The sequence below is a fragment of the Pelomonas candidula genome (genome assembly GCF_043555985.1).
Classification (GTDB): Bacteria; Pseudomonadota; Gammaproteobacteria; order Burkholderiales; family Burkholderiaceae_C; genus Pelomonas; species Pelomonas candidula.
Genome location: NZ_JBIGIC010000007.1, coordinates 143022 through 163456, shown reverse-complemented (window position 1 = coordinate 163456; position 20435 = coordinate 143022). Strand labels below are relative to the sequence as shown.

Annotated in this window: 19 protein-coding genes; 11 read left to right on the top strand and 8 right to left on the bottom strand. The window is 70.2% G+C overall.

Features of this window, described 5'->3' with window-relative positions:
• The first annotated feature begins 43 nt into the window (after nt 1–43).
• From ACG04R_RS15560 to ACG04R_RS15525, 8 genes are all read left to right on the top strand, one after another.
• Nucleotides 44–1054: a TRAP transporter substrate-binding protein gene (locus ACG04R_RS15560; protein WP_394412287.1), complete on the top strand. Its 1011-nt coding sequence runs from the start codon at nt 44–46 to the stop codon at nt 1052–1054.
• Nucleotides 1055–1137: 83 nt separating this feature from the next.
• Nucleotides 1138–1755: a TRAP transporter small permease gene (locus ACG04R_RS15555; RefSeq protein WP_394412284.1), complete on the top strand. Its 618-nt coding sequence runs from the start codon at nt 1138–1140 to the stop codon at nt 1753–1755.
• On the top strand, nt 1752–3035 hold the full coding sequence (locus ACG04R_RS15550) for a TRAP transporter large permease (RefSeq protein WP_394412281.1): 1284 nt from the start codon (nt 1752–1754) through the stop codon (nt 3033–3035). The genes ACG04R_RS15555 and ACG04R_RS15550 overlap by 4 nt, the downstream gene beginning before the upstream one ends.
• 67 nt (nt 3036–3102) lie before the next feature.
• The gene (locus ACG04R_RS15545) at nt 3103–4065 is read left to right on the top strand and encodes an SRPBCC family protein (RefSeq protein ID WP_394412278.1); all 963 of its coding nucleotides are present in this window, start codon (nt 3103–3105) and stop codon (nt 4063–4065) included.
• Nucleotides 4066–4092: 27 nt separating this feature from the next.
• Entirely contained in the window at nt 4093–4710 is a 618-nt protein-coding gene (locus tag ACG04R_RS15540; RefSeq protein ID WP_394412276.1) for an ANTAR domain-containing response regulator, read from the top strand.
• Between the two features lie 344 nt (nt 4711–5054).
• Nucleotides 5055–6302 (top strand): CmpA/NrtA family ABC transporter substrate-binding protein, encoded by a 1248-nt coding sequence (locus tag ACG04R_RS15535; RefSeq protein ID WP_394412274.1) that lies wholly within the window; start codon nt 5055–5057, stop codon nt 6300–6302.
• Nucleotides 6303–6307: 5 nt separating this feature from the next.
• Nucleotides 6308–7219, top strand: a complete 912-nt coding sequence (gene ntrB / locus ACG04R_RS15530; protein WP_394412689.1) for a nitrate ABC transporter permease — start codon at nt 6308–6310, stop codon at nt 7217–7219.
• Between the two features lie 4 nt (nt 7220–7223).
• On the top strand, nt 7224–8021 hold the full coding sequence (locus tag ACG04R_RS15525; RefSeq protein WP_394412272.1) for an ABC transporter ATP-binding protein: 798 nt from the start codon (nt 7224–7226) through the stop codon (nt 8019–8021).
• Here the strand turns inward: ACG04R_RS15525 and ACG04R_RS15520 are convergent.
• Nucleotides 8000–8809, bottom strand: a complete 810-nt coding sequence (locus ACG04R_RS15520; protein ID WP_394412269.1) for a hypothetical protein — start codon at nt 8807–8809, stop codon at nt 8000–8002. The two genes, ACG04R_RS15525 and ACG04R_RS15520, sit on opposite strands and share 22 nt — an antisense overlap.
• 73 nt (nt 8810–8882) lie before the next feature.
• The gene (gene pdxR, locus ACG04R_RS15515) at nt 8883–10325 is read right to left on the bottom strand and encodes a MocR-like pyridoxine biosynthesis transcription factor PdxR (protein ID WP_394412266.1); all 1443 of its coding nucleotides are present in this window, start codon (nt 10323–10325) and stop codon (nt 8883–8885) included.
• 76 nt (nt 10326–10401) lie between these two features.
• Here pdxR and ACG04R_RS15510 point away from each other — a divergent pair, with 76 nt between their 5' ends.
• Nucleotides 10402–10890: a cupin domain-containing protein gene (locus ACG04R_RS15510; RefSeq protein ID WP_394412263.1), complete on the top strand. Its 489-nt coding sequence runs from the start codon at nt 10402–10404 to the stop codon at nt 10888–10890.
• Here the strand turns inward: ACG04R_RS15510 and ACG04R_RS15505 are convergent.
• Nucleotides 10887–11627, bottom strand: a complete 741-nt coding sequence (locus ACG04R_RS15505) for an SDR family oxidoreductase (protein WP_394412260.1) — start codon at nt 11625–11627, stop codon at nt 10887–10889. The two genes, ACG04R_RS15510 and ACG04R_RS15505, sit on opposite strands and share 4 nt — an antisense overlap.
• Before the next feature lie 99 nt (nt 11628–11726).
• Between ACG04R_RS15505 and ACG04R_RS15500 the strand changes: the two genes are divergently transcribed.
• Nucleotides 11727–12626, top strand: coding sequence for an AraC family transcriptional regulator (locus tag ACG04R_RS15500; protein ID WP_394412257.1), 900 nt, complete (start codon nt 11727–11729; stop codon nt 12624–12626).
• Here ACG04R_RS15500 and ACG04R_RS15495 read toward each other — a convergent pair.
• From ACG04R_RS15495 to ACG04R_RS15480, 4 genes are all read right to left on the bottom strand, one after another.
• On the bottom strand, nt 12623–13831 hold the full coding sequence (locus tag ACG04R_RS15495; RefSeq protein ID WP_394412254.1) for an ATP-binding protein: 1209 nt from the start codon (nt 13829–13831) through the stop codon (nt 12623–12625). The genes ACG04R_RS15500 and ACG04R_RS15495 overlap by 4 nt on opposite strands.
• Nucleotides 13825–14535: a response regulator gene (locus ACG04R_RS15490; protein ID WP_394412251.1), complete on the bottom strand. Its 711-nt coding sequence runs from the start codon at nt 14533–14535 to the stop codon at nt 13825–13827. The genes ACG04R_RS15495 and ACG04R_RS15490 overlap by 7 nt, the downstream gene beginning before the upstream one ends.
• Complete coding sequence (locus ACG04R_RS15485) at nt 14532–15446, bottom strand: dioxygenase family protein (RefSeq protein ID WP_394412249.1); 915 nt, start codon at nt 15444–15446, stop codon at nt 14532–14534. The genes ACG04R_RS15490 and ACG04R_RS15485 overlap by 4 nt, the downstream gene beginning before the upstream one ends.
• 235 nt (nt 15447–15681) lie before the next feature.
• A complete protein-coding gene (locus ACG04R_RS15480; protein WP_394412246.1) occupies nt 15682–16929 on the bottom strand; it encodes an ANTAR domain-containing protein in 1248 nt (415 codons plus the stop codon).
• Nucleotides 16930–17125: 196 nt separating this feature from the next.
• Between ACG04R_RS15480 and ACG04R_RS15475 the strand changes: the two genes are divergently transcribed.
• Nucleotides 17126–18385, top strand: a complete 1260-nt coding sequence (locus tag ACG04R_RS15475) for an MFS transporter (RefSeq protein ID WP_394412243.1) — start codon at nt 17126–17128, stop codon at nt 18383–18385.
• 88 nt (nt 18386–18473) lie between these two features.
• On the opposite strand, the gene ACG04R_RS15470 is transcribed toward ACG04R_RS15475, so the two are convergent.
• Nucleotides 18474–20234 (bottom strand): bifunctional protein-serine/threonine kinase/phosphatase, encoded by a 1761-nt coding sequence (locus tag ACG04R_RS15470; protein WP_394412239.1) that lies wholly within the window; start codon nt 20232–20234, stop codon nt 18474–18476.
• Nucleotides 20235–20435 lie beyond the last annotated feature (201 nt).

The window sequence follows — 20435 nt, the reverse complement described above, 5'->3', positions numbered from 1 at the left end:
CCCACCGACACCCAACCATTCCAAGCAAACAAGGAGACACGCCATGAACCTCTTCACCCGTCGCACCGGCCTCGTCCTGGCCGCCCTGATGACCCTGGGCACCGCCGCCCAAGCCCAGGCGCCCATCGTCATCAAGTTCAGCCACGTCGTCGCCAACGACACGCCCAAGGGCAAGGGCGCGATCCGCTTCAAGGAGCTGGCCGAGCAGCGCACCAACGGCCGCGTGAAGGTCGAGGTCTACCCGAACAGCCAGCTCTACAAGGACAAGGAAGAGATGGAGGCGCTGCAGCTGGGCTCGGTCCAGATGCTGGCCCCGTCGCTGGCCAAGTTCGGCCCGCTGGGCGCCAAGGAGTTCGAGGTCTTCGACCTGCCCTTCCTGTTCAAGGACACGGCCGCCTTCCGCGCCGTCACCGACGGCCCGCTCGGTGCCGACCTGTTCAAGAAGCTGGAGCCCAAGGGCATCAAGGGCCTGGCCTACTGGGACAACGGCTTCCACATCATGAGCGCCAACAAGCCGCTGCACCACGTGGCGGACTTCAAGGGCATGAAGATGCGCATCCAGTCCAGCAAGGTGCTGGACGCGCAGATGCGCGCGCTGGGCGCGATCCCGCAGGTCATGGCCTTCAGCGAGCTCTACCAGGCGCTGCAGACCGGCGTCGTGGACGGCACCGAGGGCGTGCCCAGCAACTTCCTGACGCAGAAGATCTCCGAAGTGCAGAAGCACATGACGCTGTCCAACCACGGCCACCTGGCCTACGCGGTCATCGTCAACAAGAAGTTCTGGGACGGCCTGCCGGCCGACATCCGCACGCAGCTGGAAGGCGCCATCAAGGACGCCACGACCTACGCCAACGCCATCGCCGCGACCGAGAACGCCACCGCGCTCGACAAGATCAAGGCCAGCGGCAAGGTCACGGTCTACACGCCCACGCCGGACGAGATCAACGAGTGGAAGAAGGCGCTGATGCCGGTCCACAAGGAGATGGAGTCGCGCGTCGGCAAGGCCACGATCGACGCCGCCTACAAGGCTGCCGGCTTCGTCGCGCCGAAGTAAGCCCCGCTCCCGAGTCGTCCCGCCTTGCCCCGGCCACCCTGGCCTGAGGCGGGCGTGGCCGTTTCCGTTCATCGGAGAAAACAATGCTGAACAAAGTGCTGAACCATCTGGAGGAGTGGCTCATCTCCCTCCTGATGGCCTCCGCGACGCTGATCATCTTCGTCGCCGTCATGCACCGCTATCTGGCCGGTGTGCCCTACATCCAGGACTACGCGCTCAAGCTCGACATGAGCTGGGCGCAGACGCTGTGCACCATCCTGTTCGTGTGGATGTGCAAGTTCGGCGCGGCCTACGGCGTGCGCACCGGCATCCACGTCGGCGTGGACGTCGTCATCAACCGCATGAGCGACAAGAACCGCGGCCGCTTCGTCATCTTCGGCCTGATCGCCGGCGCGGTGTTCACCGGCGCCATCGCCGCGCTCGGTGCCGTCTTCGTGTGGAAGAACGGGGCGCACTACGCCTTCCTCGATCTCATCGGCCGTCCCAGCGACGACGTGCCCGAGGGGCCGACCGACCCCGACCTGGAATGGCACACCTGGATCATCTACCTGGCCATTCCGCTGGGCTCGGCGCTGATGAGCTACCGCTTCATCCAGGTCTGCGTCGCGTTCTGGAAGACCGGCGAGCTGCCCAAGCATGACGAGTCCCACGTCGAGGGCGTGGACGAACAGGCGCCGCTGCAAGTGGAGGCCCGCCAATGAACGCCCTCATCATCTTCGGCCTGCTGCTGGCGCTGATGCTGACCGGCATGCCGATCAGCATCTCGCTGGGCCTGACGGTGCTGACCTTCATCTTCACGATGACCGATGTGCCCGCGATGGAGGTGGCACACAAGCTGTTCACCGGCATCGAGAAGTGGGAAATCATGGCCGTGCCGTTCTTCATCCTGGCCGGCAACTTCCTCACGCACGGCGGTGTCGCGCGGCGGATGATCAACTTTGCGACGAGCATGGTCGGTCACTTCCACGGCGGCCTGGCGCTCGCGTCCATCCTGGCCTGCTCGATGTTCGCGCTGGTCTGCGGTTCGTCGGTCGCGACCGTCGTGGCCATCGGCTCCATCGTGCTGCCGGCCATGGTGGCCCATGGCTACCCGATGCGCTTCGGCGCCGGCGTCATCATCACGGCCGGCTCGCTCGGCATCCTGATGCTGCCGTCGATTCCCAAGGTCATCTACGCGATCTCGACCAACACGTCGATCGGCGCGCTGTTCGTCGCCGGCCTGCTGCCCGGCATCGTGCTGGCGCTGATGCTGGCGGCCGTGACGTGGTGGATCGCCCGCCGCAACAACTACCCGCGTCTGGCGCGAGTCGGCTGGGGCGCCCGCTTCAAGGCCTTCCGCGAAAGCTTCTGGGGCCTGCTGCTCGTCGTCATCATCGTCGGCGGCATCTGGTCGGGCGCCTTCACGGCGACCGAGGCCGCGGCGATGGCAGCGGTGTACTCGTTCTTCGTCTCGATCTTCGTCTACAAGGATCTGAAGCTGAAGCAGGTGCCGAAGGTCCTCAGGGACTCGGCCAACATGTCCGCGATGCTGCTCTACATCATCACGAACGCGGTGCTGTTCTCCTTCGTGCTGACCAACGAGAACCTGCCGCACCAGCTGGCCGACTGGCTGCTGTCGATGAACCTGGGCCAGCACGGCTTCCTGTTCGTCGTGAACCTCGTGCTGCTGGGCGCCGGCAACTTCATGGACCCGTCGTCCATCATCCTGATCATGGCGCCGATCTTCTTCCCCGCAGCCATGCAGCTGGGCGTGAACCCGGTGCACTTCGGCATCCTGATCGACGTGAACATGGAAGTGGGGCTGTGCCACCCGCCCGTGGGGTTGAACCTCTACGTGGCCTCGGGCATCTCCAAGCTCGGCATCACCGAGCTGACGAAAGCCGTCATGCCCTGGCTGCTGACGATGATCGCCTTCCTGATTCTCGTCACCTACTGGCCGTGGCTGACGCTGGTCGTCCCGCACGCGATGGGCATGCTCTGACGACTTAGCATCCCGTCCACCAAGCCCGGCCCCGGCCGGGCTTTCTTCCATCTGGACACCCTCACCGATGAGCCCTCTCTTCTTCGCGCTGGCGCTGGTCCTCGTCGTGCTCTTCGTCTACATGGGCCGCTACAGCGGCCGTGTGCGGGCGGAGGCGACGCGCTTCATCGCCTCGCCGCCGGACGCCGTGCAGGCCCGCGTCGCGGACCTGGCGCAGTGGCAGGCCTGGAACCCCTGGCTGGAACACGCGCGCGACACGCCGGCCCGGGTGGACGGCGCCACGCTGTCCTGGGACGTGCCCCAGGTCGGCCGCGGCCGTGTGGTGGCCCGGGGCCCGCTGCGGCAGCAGCTGTCGTTCGCGCTGCCCTTCAAGTTCCAGGGCCGTTCGGACTGGCGATTCGAGCCCGCCCCGGGTGGCACGAACGTCACCTGGCGCTTCAAGGGGCGCGTCGCGTTCACGCTGCGCGCCTTCGCCGCAACCGTACAGGGCGCCACCCAGCTGGACCTGCGCTTCGGCCTGGACCGCCTGGCCGCCGCGCTGGGCGCCGATCCCGAGGCGTACACGCTGGACTACGCCGGCGCGCGCGACCAGTCGGCACGAAGCGTCGCCCAGCAGCCCTACCGCGGGCCGCTGGACACGCTGGCCGCCGAACTGCCGCCGCGCATCGCCGCTGTGCGCGCGCAACTCGCCGGTGCCGGCGTGGGCGCGGACGGCACTGCCATGGTGCTGTACCTGAAGACCCAGCTCAAGCTGCGCGTCGTCGACTGCCAGGTCGGCGTGACGCTGTCGGCCGACGCCGCGCCACCCGACGGCCTGAGCCTGCGCGAGCTGCCCGCCCACCGCGCCTACGTGCTGCGCTTCGACGGCCTGCCCGAGGCGCTGGAGCTGGCCTGGTACCAGGGCATGCAGCGCCTGCGCGTCGAGCAGCTGCGCCCCCACCCGCAGCTGCCGCCATACGCCCTCTATCTGGGCGAAGCCGCCCCCGGACAGCGCGCCGTCGTCGAGCTGCACCTGCCGCTGCTCGGTTGAGGCACGCAATTTGCACTGCCCCGGGGCATGGACACGTCCCCATTCCCTCTGCCGGGTCTGCGCGTGCTGCTGGCCGACGCCGGCCAGCGCCGCAGCCCGGTCATCCGCCTTGAGCTGATCCGGCTGCGCTGCCAGTTGGTCGACGTGCTGGACCTCGTCGCCGAACCCGATGCGCTGGCCCTCGCGCTGCAGCGCCAGTCGCCCGAGATCCTGCTGATCGACTGCGACCAGCCCACGCCAGCGCTGCTGGCCCAGCTGGCCGAGGCCCAGCGCCAGCACCCGCGGCCCGTGCTGCTCGTCGCCGAGCAGATGACGCCGGAACAGATGCGAGCCGCACTGCAGGCAGGCGCCAGCGCGCTGCAACTGGCCGGCCTGCCGCCACAACGCCTGGGCGCGCTGCTGCAGCTGGCGCTGGCGCGCTTCGAGCACGACCAGTCACTGCAGCGCGAGCTGCGCCAGACCCAGACCCAGCTCGCCGAACGCAAGCTCGTCGAGCGCGCACGCGGCATCCTGATGCGCGAGCAGGGCCTCGACGAAGAGGCCGCCTTCCAGCGCCTGCGCCAGCTCGCCATGGCCGGCGGCCAGACCCTGGCCAGCGTGGCCACGCGGCTCATCGACGCCGATCAACTGCTGCGCCAGCGCTGATCGCGCACCGCCGTCGCGCCCCGTCTCCGGCCTGGGGCGCGACGCACCAACAAACTCTCCCGACCCATGCACCGTCGCGACGCAAACCGCACGTCGCGGCCGCCGCCTCGCGCCAAGCGCGTGCAAAACGCCGGCATCCACGGCCCGCAAAAGCTGGCACGCAACCTGCTGAAAGCGGTGTGAGGCCTGCAATGGCGCAGGCCTCTCGGGCCGGCCGGCTGTGAGACGGCCGGCACTTCGGGACAACGGCGTCCGACCTCCTCCTTTCCGCACGCACCATCAATGCACGGTGCGGGCGGAGCCTGGTCGCACGGCGTTGCGCCCTGCATGACTAGGAGCCCGTGATGACCGCCTTCGATAACTCGACCGCCACGCCCCACCCGCAACGCCGCAGCCTGCTCGCCGCCGCTGCCGCACTACCCTTCACCGGCCTCGCCGGTGGTGCCTGGGCCCAGGGATCGGACAAGCCCGAGAAGGAGGAAGTGCGCATCGGCTTCATTCCGCTGACCGACTGCGCCAGCGTCGTCATGGCCTCGGTGCTGGGCTTCGACAAGAAGTACGGCATCAAGATCATCCCGACGAAGGAAGCCTCCTGGGCCGGCGTGCGCGACAAGCTCGTCAACGGCGAGCTGGACATGGCCCACGTGCTCTACGGCCTGATCTACGGCGTGCACCTCGGCGTGGCCGGCCCCAAGAAGGACATGGCCGCGCTGATGACGCTGAACCGCAACGGCCAGGCCATCACCCTCTCCAAGAAGCTGGCCGAGGCCGGCGCCGTGGACGGCCCCTCGCTCGCCAAGGTCATGGCCAAGGACAAGCGCGACTACACCTTCGCGCAGACCTTCCCGACCGGCACCCACGCGATGTGGCTGAACTACTGGCTGGCCGCGCACGGCATCAACCCGCAGAAGGACAGCAAGGTCATCACCGTGCCGCCGCCGCAGATGGTGGCCAACATGCGCGTCGGCAACATGGACGGCTACTGCGTCGGCGAGCCCTGGGGCCACCGCGCCATCATCGACGGCATCGGCATCACCGCCACGACGACGCAGGACATCTGGCCCGACCACCCCGAGAAGGTGCTGGGCACCACCGGCGACTTCGTCAAGAAGTACCCCAACACCGCGCGCGCCGTCATCATGGCCGTCCTGGAGGCCAGCCGCTGGATCGACGCCGGCCTGTCCAATAAGAACAAGATGGCCGAGACGATCGCCGACAAGGCCTACGTCAACACCAGCGTGGACGCCATCAACCAGCGCATCCTGGGCCGCTACCAGAATGGCCTCGGCAAGACCTGGGACGACCCCCGCCACATGAAGTTCTTCGACGACGGTGCGGTGAACTTCCCCTACCTCAGCGACGGCATGTGGTTCCTCACGCAGCACAAGCGCTGGGGACTGCTGAAGGACCACCCCGACTACCTGGGCACGGCCAAGGCCATCAACCAGACCAAGCTCTACACCGAGGCCGCCACCGCGCTGAAGATCAGCGTGCCCAAGGACGCCATGCGCAGCTCCAAGCTGCTCGACGGTGTCGTCTGGGACGGCAAGGACCCCGCCAAGTACGCCGACAGCTTCAAGGTAAAGGCTTGAACATCATGGTCTCCGCCGTCTTCCATTCCCCCAGCGACGCCGTCGCTCCCGAAGCGCCCGTCAGCGCCAACCGCCTCGCGGCGGCCAACGAAGCCGCCATGCCCGTCGAGGCGCCCAAGGCGAAGCCGAAGCGCATACCCTACGACTGGCGCGGCCTCGCCCTCAAGGTGCTGCCGCCGGTGCTCAGCATCGCGCTGTTGATCGGCCTGTGGGCCCTCGCCACGATGAAGGGCGGCAGCTTCCCGACGCCGGCCGCCACCTTCGACGCCGCCGTCAAGCTGTTCGCCGACCCGTTCTACCGCAACGGCCCGAACGACCAGGGCATCGGCTGGAACATCCTGAACTCGCTGGCCCGCGTCGGCATGGGCTTCGGCCTCGCGGCGCTGGTGGGCATTCCGCTGGGCTTCGCCATCGGCCGCTTCGAGTTCGCCAACCGCATGGTGTCGCCGCTGATCGCGCTGCTCAAGCCGGTCTCGCCGCTGGCCTGGCTGCCCATCGGCCTGCTGGCCTTCAAGAGCGCCAACCCGGCCGCGATCTGGACCATCTTCATCTGTTCCATCTGGCCGATGGTCGTCAACACGGCGGTGGGCGTGCAGCGCGTGCCGCAGGACTATCTCAACGTCGCCCGCGTGCTCAAGCTCAGCGAGTGGAAGGTCATCACGCGCATCCTGCTGCCCGCCGTGCTGCCCTACGTGCTGACGGGCGTGCGCCTGTCGGTGGGCACGGCCTGGCTCGTCATCGTCGCGGCCGAGATGCTGACCGGCGGCGTGGGCATCGGCTTCTGGGTCTGGGACGAATGGAACAACCTCAACGTCGCCCACATCCTCATCGCCATCTTCGTCATCGGCACCGTCGGGCTGTTGCTCGAATGGGCGCTGATCTCCCTCGCCAAGCACTTCACCTTTGAAGAGGATTGATGCCATGAAGCCGTTCATTCAGGTTCAAGACGCCGAGATGGTGTTCAGCACCCGCAAGGGCAAGTTCCACGCGCTGCAGGACGTCAGCCTCGACGTGCGGCGCGGCGAATTCATCACGCTGATCGGCCACTCCGGCTGTGGCAAGTCCACGCTGCTCAACCTCATCGCCGGGCTGCTGACACCGACGTCCGGTGCGCTGATCTGCGACGGCCGCGAGATCGCCGCGCCCGGCCCGGAGCGTGCCGTCGTGTTCCAGAACCACTCGTTGCTGCCCTGGCTCTCGTGCCTGGACAACGTGCTGCTGGCCGTCGAGTCCGTCTTCGGCGGCAAGGAGAGCCCGGCTCAGCTGAAGGTGCGCGCCCGCGCCGCGCTGGAGCTCGTGGGCATGAGCCACGCGCTGCACAAGCGCCCGCACGAGATCTCGGGCGGCATGAAGCAGCGCGTCGGCATCGCCCGCGCGCTGGCCATGGAACCCAAGGTGCTGCTGATGGACGAGCCCTTCGGCGCGCTGGACGCGCTGACCCGCGCCAAGCTGCAGGACGAGCTGCTGAGGATCGTTGCCCGCACGCAGAGCACGGTCATCATGGTCACGCACGACGTGGACGAAGCCGTGCTGCTGTCGGACCGCATCGTCATGATGACCAACGGCCCGGCCGCCACCATCGGCGAGATCCTGGAGGTGGGCATCCCCCGCCCGCGCGTCCGCGTGGAGCTGGCGGAGGACCCGCGCTACGTCGCGGCGCGCAAGGAAGTCATCGACTTCCTCTACACGCGCCACGCTCACGTCGAGCAGGCAGCCTGACCGACCATGCCGAAGTAACGCTTGAACGACTGGTCGACCGCGGCCCGGCCGCGGCCGATGATGTTCAGGCCCCAGGTGAAGCCGTAGACGTCATCGAAGTCGATGCCGCTCAGCCGCGCCTGCGTCTCGCGTACCAGCACCGGTCGCGCCGGCACGTGGTTGGGCACGCTGTACATGAAGCTCACGTGGCGGCGGTCCTGCGTCACGTGCAGCGAATCTCCCGCCAGCAGCAGCGACCGCTGCGGGCCCTGCCAGTGCAGCACGGCGCTGCCGGGGAAATGGCCGGGGCAGCGCAGCAGCGTCGCACCGCGGCCCAGGTCCAGCGTGTCGCCACGCCAGAACTCCACCCAGCGCGAGCCGCGGCTGACCCAGTCCCGGTCGTTCTCGTGCACATAGATGGGCACACCACCGAGCGCCTCACTCCAGCGCACCATGGCCGCGTAGAAATGCGGGTGGGAGATGCAGATGCGGTCCACGCCGCCGCGCTGCTTCAGTGCCGCCACGGCGTCCTCCGTCACCAGCGCCGTGCTCTCCCACAGCACGCCGGCCTCGGGCAGGTGCAGCGCGCGCTGCGGGATCGCGAAGCCGGGCGACACGCCAACGCCGAACAGCCCCTGGTCCATCTCCAACCGGTTGCGGTGCGTGGTGGCCAGTTCCTCGTGCGTCGTCCAGGCCTGGCCCTGCCAACCCACGTATTGCCGCTCGTCGGTGCAGATGGGGCACAACACGGGCGGCCGCGGGCTGTCCTCGTGCTCGCTGCCGCAGGTGCGGCACATGAAATGGGGCATCAGACGCTTTCGTGACTCGGAGCCGGCAGCGTAGGCAGGCCGGCCCCCGCGTCACAGAGCCAAGTCCGGCAATTCAGAGGGTGCCAAGCACCTGGGCCAGGCGCCGCACCGCCTCAGGGATGCGTGCCGCATCGATCGCGCCGTAGCCGAACACCAGCCCGTCCGGACCGCCGGCCGCCATCCGGTAGCGACTCAGCGGCTCCACGCCCACGCCGGCGGTCCAGGCACGCCGCGCCAGCTCGTCGCAGTCCACCGGCAGCGCCACCGCCAGGTGCAGGCCGGCGATGGCCGGGTAGACCTCGGCCTGCGCGCCCAGATGGCGCTGCAGGCTCTGCTCCAGCACGCGCCGCCGCTCGGCGTATTCGCCGCGCATGCGCCGCACGTGGCGCAGCAGATGGCCTTCGGCGATGAAATCCGCCACGGCCATCTGCAGCAGCGCTGGCGAGCTGAAGTCCAGCGTCTGCCGGGCCGTGACGAGGGCGTCGCGCGCCCAGGCGGGCGCAACGATGAAACCGATGCGCAGCGCCGGCAGCATGCTCTTGGACAGCGTGCCGACGTAGAAGACACGGCCGTCGCGGTCCAGCGTCTTCAACGCGTCCAGCGGCCGCGGCGTGAAGCGGAACTCGCCGTCGTAGTCGTCCTCGACGATGACGGCCTGCTCGCGCGCCGCCCAGTTCAGCAGTTCGCGCCGCCGCGCCAGCGACAGCGCCACGCCCAGCGGGAACTGGTGCGACGGCGTCACGCAGACGATGCGCGTGCCGGCCGGCAGCGCGCCGACGACGAGACCGTCGCGGTCCACCGGCACCGGTGCCAGCCGGGCACCCGCGCTCGCCAGCGCGGCGCGCAGCGGCGGGTAGCCGGGGTCTTCCACGGCGGCCAGCGTCTGCCCCGGCGTGACGAGCACGCGCGCGATCAGGTCGAAGGCCTGCTGGGCGCCGGCCGTGATGACGATGTCGTCCGCCGTGCAGGCCACCGCGCGAGACGAGGACACATGCTTCGCGATGGCCTCGCGCAGCGCCGGCAGGCCTTGCGGGCGCGGGTAGCTCGCCGGCTTGCGCGCCAGCGCCTGCAGCGCGCGCGTCCGCAGCCGGCGCAGCACCTCGAAGGGAAAGCTCGCGATGTCCGGCGTGCCGGTCATGAAGCGGTACGCCGGCCGCGGCCCGGTGGGGATGCTCCAGGGCAGCGGCGTGATCTCGCCACGCAGCCAGGGGCTGTCGGCCCAGGGCGCGACGCTGGCGCGGTCCGACACCTGCACCGCGGCCCGCGGCAACTCGGCGACGTAGCTGCCACTGGCCCCGCGCGACTCCAGCCAGCCCTCCGAGGCCAGCAGCTCGTAGGCTGCCACGGCCGTGTTGCGCGACACGCCGACGCTGGCCGCCAGCTCGCGCGACGACGGCAGCCTCAGCCCCGGCGCCAGGCGGCCGTTGGCGATGGCCTCGCGCAGCGCCGCATGCAGGCTGGCCAGCCGCGAACCACGCGCGGCGATGTGCAGATCGAGTTCGAGGCTTGGCTCCATGTCTTCCCGGCCGCTTGGCCCTTACCTGGAGCCATGCAAGCCGGCACTCTAAGGCCTTCAAATAGCGGAGCCCTTCATGACGATGACGACACCCCTGGACGGCCTGCAGCCGCACGTCCAGCCCCATGTGCGCGCCGCGCTGGCGCGTGCCGGCCTGGACGCATGGATGCCCGAGGGCGAGGGCAAGTGGTCGCTGCCGCTGCAGTTCCTGCCTGAAGCCGAGGGCGGCGGCTGGGTCGAGCTGATGCGCCTCGCACCCGGCACGGCGCTGACGCTGCACCGCCACCACGGCGAGGTGCACGGCCTCAACCTGCAGGGTCACCGCCGCCTGGACGACGGCCGCGTCATCGGCCCCGGCGACTACGTCTTCGAACCCGACGGCAATGTCGACAGCTGGGCCGCGGTGGGCGACGAGGTGCTGGTGCTGCACGTCGTCGTGCGCGGCGACGTGGACTATGTGGCGCCCAATGGCGCGCTGCAGCGGCGCATCACCACGGCCGATCGCATCGCCGATTACCGCGCGTTCTGCGCGGCACGCGGCGTGCGAGCCCGCCTCCTGGACTAGGGCATCAACGCGACGGCGTCCGCGCCCGCTGCGATCCGCATCGGCGCGTCGGCCTCGGTCGCCGCGCGCCACACGGCCTGGGCCACATCCTGCGCCTGCGTGACGGCCTCGGTCGACTGCGCCCAATCGGCGAACACGCGCCCGGCCAGTTCGGCGTAGGGCCCGGGGATGCTGCCGTCCATGCGCGAACGGGCGTTCTCGCCGAACTTCGTCGTCGGCGCGCGGCCGGGCAGCACCAGGCGCGTCTGCACGCCGAACGGCGCCAGCTCCAGCGCCAGCACCTCGGTGAATGCGTTCACCGCAGCCTTGCTCGCGGTGTAGACGGCCAGCAGCGGCAGGTCCTTCAGCGTGACGCTGGACGTGACGTTGACGATCACGCCCGAGCCGCGCTCGCGCATCTGCGGCAGCACGGCCTGAGTCAGCGCCATGGTGCCGAAGGTGTTGGTCTCGAAGATCTCCCGCACGCGGTCCATCGGGATGCCTTCCAGTGCGCCCAGCAGGCCGATGCCGGCGTTGTTGACCAGCACATCGATGCGGCCGGCGGCGGCGATGCAGTCGCGGATGCTGGCCGCGTCCGTCACGTCCAGCTGCAGCACGCGCAGGCGCTCGGCCGGTGTCAGCACATCGGCTCGCGGCGTGCGCATGGTGGCGACGACCTGCCAGCCCTGGGCGAGAAAGTGGCGGGCGGCGGCCAGCCCGAAGCCTGACGAGCAGCCGGTGATCAGCACGGTGTTCATGGGGAAAAGCCTTTCGTTGAAGCGAGGCCTTCACGATAGGGCTGCATCACCGGACTTACTACAATTGAAAGTCCACAAAACATTCGCCATCGTCCTGCCGTGATCGACCCCCTCGCCGATGTCGTGGGCCTGCTGCAGCCCGCCGCGCGCCACTCCAAGGTGGTGACCGGCGCGGGCGCGTGGCGGGTGCGCCGGGCCGAGGCCGGGTTGCCGTTCTATGCCGTGGTGCTGGACGGTGCCTGCCAGCTCACCGTCGACGGGCAGGACGCGCTGGCGCTGCAGGCGGGCGACTTCGTGCTGGTGCCGGCAGCCCAGCCGTTCACCAACAGCAGCGCGGTGCCACCGCCGACCGACACCCCCGACACCGTGCCCACGCTGCAGCCCGACGGCAGCTACCGTGTCGGTGCGCCGGACGCGTCGCCCGACGTGTGCCTGCTGGTGGGCCACTGTCACTTCGGCTCACCCGACGCAGCGCTGCTGGTGTCGCTGCTGCCGCAGCGCGTGCATGTGCGCGGCGAGCCACGGCTGATGGCGCTGGTGCAACTGCTCATCGACGAAACCCGCGCCGGACGCCCGGCGCGCGACGAGGTGCTGGCACGGCTGCTGGAGGTGCTGCTGATCGAGGCGCTGCGTTCGGCCTCGGGCACGACGGCGTCGCCGGGCCTGGTGCGCGGCCTGGCCGATGCGCGCCTGGCGGCCGCGCTGCGAGGCGTGCACGAGCAGCCGGCGCGCGCGTGGACGATGGCGTCGCTGGCCAGGGAGGCGGCGCTGTCGCGGTCGGCGTTCTTCGAGCGATTCACGCGTGCCGTGGGCGTGGCGCCCATGACCTATCTGCTGACCTGGCGCATGGCCCTGGCGCAACGGCTGCTGCGCGGCCAGGGTCTGCCGGTGGCTGACGTGGCGGAGCGCGTAGGCTACAGCTCGGCCAGCACGTTCAGCGTGGCTTTCACGCGGCACGTGGGGCAGCCGCCGGCGCGGTACGCGCGGCGGGCGGCCTAGAACACGACTTCCGCCCGCAACCCACCCTCGACGCGGTTGCTCAGTACCAGCGCACCGCCCTGCCGCTGCACCAACTGCTGCGCGATGTAGAGCCCCAGGCCGGTGCCACCCGTGGCGCGGTTGCGCGAGCCCTCGACGCGGCGGAAAGGCTGGCGCACTCGCTCCAGCTCGGCCTCGGGGATGCCGGGGCCGTCGTCCTCCACCACCAGCCGCGTCACACCGGCGGACAACTCGACGCTGACGCGCGCGTTGCCGGCGTAGCGCAGCGCGTTGCCGACGAGGTTGTCGATGACGCGGCGCAGGGACACCGGATCGGCACGCACGACGGCGGGCGGCCCGTCGAAGCTGACCGTCAGGCCGGCCTCGGCCAGGTCGTCGACGGCGGACTGCGCCAGCGCCGACAGGTCCACGCGCTGCGGCTGGGCCATCTCGGCGGGGCGGAAGACCTCGATGACGCTCTCGACGAGCCGGTTCATCTCGCGCAGGTCGTCGATGCAGCGGTCGCGCACCTTGGGCTCGACCTCGCCCGTCTCCAGCCGCAGCCGCATGCGCGTCAGCGGCGTGCGCAGGTCGTGGGAGATGGCCGCGATCATCAGGCCGCGCTCCTCGAACTGGCCGCTCAGCTCGGCCGCCATGCGGTTGAAGACGGCCGCGGCCTCGCGCACCTCGACCGTACCGGTGTCCTCGTCCAGGCGAGGCGCCGGCCGCCCCCGGGCCAGCGCGGGCGTGAGCTGCTGCGCGGCACTGACGAGCCGGCGCACCGGGCCCGCCAGCCAGCGCGAGCCCCACCACGCCGCCAGCGCGATGACCAGCAGGCGCACGCCGTAATCGACGAGGCTGGAGCGCCACGGCAGGTCGGGCGGCAGTGACGGGAACGTGGGCACGCGCACCTGCATGCCGGCGGGCGGCGCCATCGGCGGCTCGCCGCGCGCCGGCGGGCCGGCGTCGCCGAAGTCGTCCCGGCCCTCGTCGCGGGGGCCGCCGGGCCCGCCCGGGCCGAACGCGCCGGGCGGCGGCGAGCGGCCATCCATGCGCATCTGCGGCGGGCCGCTGGGAAAGCGTTCGCGCAAGTCACCCTTCAACGGGCCATGCAGCGCCTGTGACAGCAGCAGCCAGGCGGCCAGATGGCTCAGCGCGAGCGCGGCCCACATCAGCAGGAACAGCCTCAGTCCCAGGCCATCCCAGGACTTGAGCCGGTTCAGCATGCAGTGACCTCGGCGTCGAAGAGATAGCCCTCGCCGCGCACGGTGCGGATGAGGCTGGGCTCGCGCGCCGTGTCGCCGAGCTTGGCGCGCAGCCTTGATACGGCCAGGTCGATGCTGCGGTCGTTGACCTCCACGCCGGGCGCACGCGTCAGCTCGATGAGCTGGTCGCGGTTGAGCACGCGGCCCGGGCGCTGCACGAAGGCGGCGAGCAGCCGGAACTCGGCGCTGGACAGCGCGACGCCGACGTCGTCGGGGGTGACGAGCTGGCGGGCCAGCCGGTCGAAGCGCCAGCGGCCGAAGCGCAGCGTGCGCGTGTCGTCCTGCACCGGCGAGCCCTTGTTCGAGCGCCGCAGCAGCGCCTGCAGCCGCGCCACCAGCTCGCGCGGCTCGAAGGGCTTGGCGAGGTAGTCGTCGGCGCCCAGCTCCAGGCCGACGACACGGCTCATCGTGTCGCCGCGCGCGGTCAGCATCAGCACCGGCGGCGAGTCGGGCTGGGTGCCCAGCCAGCGCAGCAGCGCCAGGCCGTCCTCGCCAGGCAGCATCAGGTCCAGCACGACGACGTCGGGTCGGACCGCCGCCATCGCCTGCCGCATTGCCCCGCCGTCCGCCGCCAAGGTGATCTGCCAGCCGAACCCTTCGAGGTAGGTCTTCAGGCTGGTGCGGATCTCGGCGTCGTCATCGACGACAAGGCAATGTCCATTCATACAGAGATGCCCACTTTCAGTTTGGCCACGTAGCCGGCGCTGTTGGAGCCGGTGACCGTGGTCATTTGCGTCGAATACCCGTCGCTGAAGATGCCATCGGTGGAGAAGCTGATGGCGCTGTTGTTGGCCGCGCTGCCGCTGTAGCCGCTGCCGGCGTAGACGGCGGCGCTGACGTCGGTCGGGAAGCACATCTGCGAAGTCTTCAGCTTGTTGCTGTAGCTGCTGGCCGTGTTGGTGCTGCGGTAGACCTCGAAGTGGATGTGCGGCACGCGGCCAGAGTAGCAGCCGGGGTAGATGGTCTGGAAGGTGACCGTGCCGTCGCTGCCGGTGGCCTGCACACCGCGCAGATAGTTCTCGGCGGTCACGCCGCTGGAGTACATGGAGTAGCGGCCCAGCGCGTCGCAGTGCCACAGGTAGATGGCGTAGCCGGACAGGTCGGCGCAGGAGGCGTTCGTGTTCACGAGCTCGATGATGACCTGAAGCGACACGCCCGTGGCGACGCCGCTGGCGCTGCCGATGCTGGAGCGGATGTCGCTGCGCACGATGCCCGACAGCAGCAGCGCGTTGGCGATGCTGCCGTTGGCCGTGTTGGAGCCGTCGCCCGGGTAGGGACCTTGCGTTTCCTCGGGGATGACGGAGCAGCTCGTGCTGCTGGAACTGGAGCTGCCCGACGACGAGCTGCTGCCCGACGAACTGGAGGAAGAGGACGACGAGGAGGAGCTGCTGCTGGCGGCGTCGCTGCCCCCGCCGCCGCAGCCGGACAACAGCAGCGTGCCGGTGCCGCCCAGCGACACGGCGCCCGCGCCCATCAGCCAGCGCAGCGCGGCGCGGCGCTCCAGCGCCTGCTGCTGCAGCCGGGTCAGGTCATGGGCCAGGCCCAGGTCGTGGTCGTGGTCGTGTTCGTCGTGCATTGCGTCTCCTTCGAAAGTCGGATGGAGGCATTGCATCGCGATGATGTATCGAGGGAATCGGCAGATTGTGTCCTGGCTGACATGGTGCCCCTCACCCGGCTGCGCCACGCTGTACGCGGATGCCGCCGGTCGGTCACCCGAGGGGACGGCGATGCAGGCGGCGTTGAGCCGCTTGCACATCGCCAGCGCGGGCCGGCCCGGCGCTCGGCCCCGAAGGCACGACGGCCGCAGGCAGCTAGCCGAGGATCAGCTGCAACGACCCCTGCAGCGCCCGCGTCAACGCCTCCAGCGCCTGCAGCAGCCGCTCGCTGCCCTGGTGCATGCGCTGCACGGCGTCGCCCTGCTCCACGCGCAGGCCGCGCAGCAGCACCAGCCAGGCCTCGTCCACGGCGGCGAAGGCGGGCTGCAGTGCCGGGCCGGCCAGCGGCGCGGCACGCACCTCGTCGTAGGCCCTGATGAATTCGTCCAGCCCCGCGGCCAGCCCGCTGGCGTCGTGGCCGGGCGTGACCTGGGCGAGCAGGCCCTCCTTGGCCAGCCGCTGGCTGAGCAGCCGCAGCCGTGTCACCTGGGCCAGCAGGCCCACGGGGCGCTGGCCGGCACGCTCGGACAGCCGCGCCACCAGCGTCTCGCTGGTCTCCAGCAGCTTCTGCGCAGCGCGGTCGCTGCGGGCCAGGTCGGGCTGGCGGGCGGCCAGCGCCGCGTCGAGCTGGGCCCAGGCAGTGGAGACGGCCCCCAGCTCCTCGGCGAGGTCGCTGCGCAGCAACTCGGCCAGCCTTGCCAGGTTGGCGGCCACGCGCTCGGCCGACACGTCCAGCAGCGCCTGCGCTTCGCGCTTCTCGGGCGGCGCCAGCCGCGGCCACTGGCGCAGCGCCTGCAGCTTGACGATGCGCTGGCTCAGCATGCGCTGCGCGCCGGCGCGCTCCAGCGCCTCGGCCAGCTCGCTGGTGTGCACGACACCCCGCGCCACCTCGGGCAGCTTGGACTGCGTCTGCATCGCCGTGTTGCGCAGCAGCGCGAAGGCGGCTGCCTCGTCGATGCCACGCGCCTGCATCAGCAGGCCCTTGGCGCGCTCGGTCCACTTGCGTTCGTCGAGCTTGGCCTGGGCGGCACTGTCGCGGGCCTGCAGCTGGGCGGCGAGGTCGTGGGCCCAGCCCAGCGCCTGGTCGAGCTGGGCCGCATCGGCGTCAGGCGGCAGCCACTGCAGCACGCCACGGGCCAGCAGCGCACGGCGCTCGTCGCCCTCGGGCGGTGGCGACAGCAGCACCACGGGCAGGCCGAAAGCCCGCTCGGAGTGCAGCAACTGCGCCAAGGCGGTGCGATCCGGGCACCAGAGCAGGCCCAGCGCCTGCCCGTCGGCGGGCGCGGCAAGCTCGGAAACGGTGCGCACCGTCCAGCCCAGGGCCTGCAAAGCAGCGCTTTGCGACGGCGGCTCGGGGCTGCACAGCACGGGAGACAGGGAGGGGGAGAAAACGGTTTCTGACATGACTGGATGACTCACGCCCCAAAACGGCGCAAGAACCAGGCCAGCCTGCTCGCCGTTGAGTGGGCATGAGGTTTGCAAGTATCGGCGCGTGGTGGTCGCAATGGTGCGAACGCCTTCCCGCTGTGACGTCCTGCCGCCCTGGCATGCGACCGGTGGGTGCGCATGGGCGCTCGCGGCCAGCAAGATAGAGCCCGAGATGTCCGCATTCCAGAACTTCAAACGCGCCGGCCACAGCCCCACGCTGTTCGCCGCCTTCCTGTATTTCGCGTTCTCCTGCTGCATCTGGGTGCTCAACGGCGCACTGGCGCCGTTCATCAGCGAGGCCTACGGCCTGACGCCGGCCCAGAAGGGGCTGATGCTCTCCATCCCCATCATGGCCGGCGCGCTGATGCGCTTCCCGCTGGGCCTGCTGTCGCAGTACATCGGCCGCAAGAACGCCACGCTGGTCGAGATGGGCATGATCACCATCGCCATGCTGTACGGCTACTTCATGGTGAAGAGCTACGACGACATGCTGGCCATGGGCGTGCTGCTGGGCATCGCCGGCGCGAGCTTCGGCGTCGCGCTGAGCCTGGGCTCGGGCTGGTTCCCGCCGCAGTACAAGGGCCTGGCCATGGGCCTGGTCGGCGCCGGCAACGTCGGCACGGCCGTGTCGGTGCTCGTCGCGCCGCCGCTGGCCCAGGCCTACGGCTGGCAGACGGTCTACGCCTTCGCCGCCTGCGCCATCCTCGTGCCGATGATCGTCATGATCGTCTTCGCCAAGGAGCCGCCGGACGTCGACAGCCATGCCTCGATGCGCGAGCACGTCGCCTGCCTGTTCGAGAAGGACGGCTGGGCCTTCAGCCTCATCTACGGCGTGACCTTCGGCGGCTTCATCGGCCTGACGACCTTCCTGCCCACCTACTACTACGACCAGTTCGGCGTGTCCAAGGTGCAGGCCGGCCAGCTGACGATGCTGGCAGCCTTCATGGGCGCCGCGGTGCGCGTCATCGGCGGCGCGCTGTCGGACCGCTGGGGCGGCGTCAACGTGCTGACGCTTGTGCTGGTGGCCGTGGCCGTCTGCCTCGTCGGCGTGGGCTTCAGCAGCGGTTCGCTGGTGCTGACGACGCTGCTGCTGATCGCCTGCTTCGCGGCACTCGGCGCCGGCAACGGCGCCCTCTTCCAGCTGGTGCCGCTGCGCTGGCCCGCGGCCACGGCCGTGGCCGGTTCGATGATCGGCGAGATCGGCGCACTGGGCGGCGGTCTGGTGCCCAACCTGATGGGCATGTCCAAGCAGCACGCCGGCACCTACGCCTGGGGCTTCGTCGTGTTCGCCGTGCTGGCCGTGCTGATGCTGGGCGTCATGCGCGTCATGCAGATCCGCTGGACCCGCACCTGGGCCGAAAAGGGAGGCCGCGCCCGCCGCGCCGCCGCCGCCGCGCAGGACGCCGACCCGGTGCACTACCAGCGCGTCTGACGCGCAAGCCGGTTGAACGCCGGCCTCACCAACAACAAGGCCCTGGGCGCCTCGCGGCTCCCGGGGCCTTGTCAGTCCTGGTGCCGACTCACTTCGGCAGAAACAGCAACCAGGCGATCAGCAAGAGGTTGAACAGCACCGACACGCCGAAGGCGATCTTCCACGTCGTCGCCGGGTCGCTGCCGCCATGGCCGTTGCGCGGCGCGCGCGCGGATGCCGGCTGGTCGCGCGCGGCGCTGCGGTCCAGCGCGAGCAGCAGCTCCTCGGCCGTCTCGAAGCGCGCCTTGGCCTCGCGGGCGACGGCACGCATGACGACGCGGTCCAGCGGCATTGGCACGCTGGGCTGCAGCCGGCTGACGCTCACCGGCTCGCGCTTGTAGCGGGCCAGCTGGTAGGGCTCGATCTCGCCATAGGGCAGCTTGCCGGTCAGCGCCTGGTAGAGCGTGACGCCCAGCGCGAACAGGTCGGAGCCGGCGTCCGGCGGCTGCGGCGGGTCCTGCCACTGCTCGGGGTTGATGTAGCTGGGCGTGCCGGCGTGCAGCTCGCGGGCGGCGGCTGACGAGCGCCGGCTCAGCGCGACGCCGAGGTCCAGCACACGCCACTGACCGTCGTCGCCCAGGTGCAGGTTGCCGGGCTTGAGATCGCGGTGCACGACGCCGGCTGCGTGCAGCAGGCTCAGCGACCGCGCCACCGCAGCGCCCAGCGCCAGCGCCTGGGCCGCATCCAGCGGGCCCTTGGCCAGCAACTGCTCCAGCGTGTGGCCGTGGTGCCAGTCGAACACCGCATAGAAATGCGTCGCGCCATCGGCCGGCGCATGCACGCGCACGAAGCCGCTGCTGGCGCCGCCACCACGCCGGCTGCGCGGCGCCTCGGCCAGACGCAGACCCAGCCAGATCTCGTGGGCCAGCATGGCCCGCTCCTCGGGGTCGTCGGCGCGGCCGGGGCGCAGCATCTTCAGCGCGACGAGGCGGCCCGTGGCCAGCTCGCGCGCCTGCAGCAGGCGGTGCACGCCGTTGTCGGCGACGAGGGCCGTCACTTGGTAGCCATCGAGCGTGGCCCCCACGCCCAGCGGCCCGGGGCTGGGCAGCGTACGGCCCAGCGCGGCGAGGTCGTTCAGGCCGGGGTCGGCCAGGTCCTTGACGTCCAGCACCAGCGCGGTGGCGTTGTCCAGGCTGCCGGCGGCCAGTGCCGCGGCGGTCAGCGCGTCGGCGGCGGCTTGCGCGCCCGGCGTGCCGCGCAGCAGGTCGGCGATCTGGCGGCCACGCAAGGCCCCGTGCACGCCGTCGCTGGTCAGCAGCAGGCGGTCGCCGACGCGCAGCTCGCCCTGGCTGTGGTCCAGCCGCAGCGCGTCGTCCAGGCCCAGCGCGCGCGTGAGGCCGGCGAAGTCGCGGCGCTCCATGCGGTGGTCCTGCGTCAGCAACAGGCATTCGCCGTCGCGCAGCAGCCAGGCGCGGCTGTCGCCGATGTGGGCGATGGCATAGCGGCGGCCACGCAACGCCAGCGCCGTCAACGTCGTCAACGCCTCGCGCGGTTGTCCGTCGGCGCCGGGGCGGCGGTTGTGCGAAGCCAGCCAGGCGTTCTGGTGGCCCAGCAGGCGATCCAGCGCGACGCTGGTGTCCCAGTCGGCCGGCACCGCGTGGAAGTCGCGCAGCAGGCTCATGACGGACGTCTGCGCGGCCATCAGCCCATCGCCGTTGGCGTGCTCGCCGCCGCTGACGCCGTCGGCCAACGCCGCGACCCAGCCGCGCTCGGCCTCGTGCGTGGCGGGCGCCTGCACGCCCGCGAAGTCTTCATTGCGCGCGCGTTTGCCTTGCAGGCTGGACAGGCCGGTATCGAGTTCGAAGCGCATTCAAAAAGGGGCAGTCACCGAGCGGTCACAAGCCCGCTGTTGGTGCAATTTTTAGGGTGAGTGCACCCGCACCGGGCCTTGATTCGCTTCGGCGTGGGGCGCCGCTGGTCGTTTTGCACGCTGCGGCCGGTCGAAAGGCCAGCTTCATCGCTGGCACATGCCTTGCAAAGCAAAGGGCAGACCAGCTTTGCAGTAAGGGGT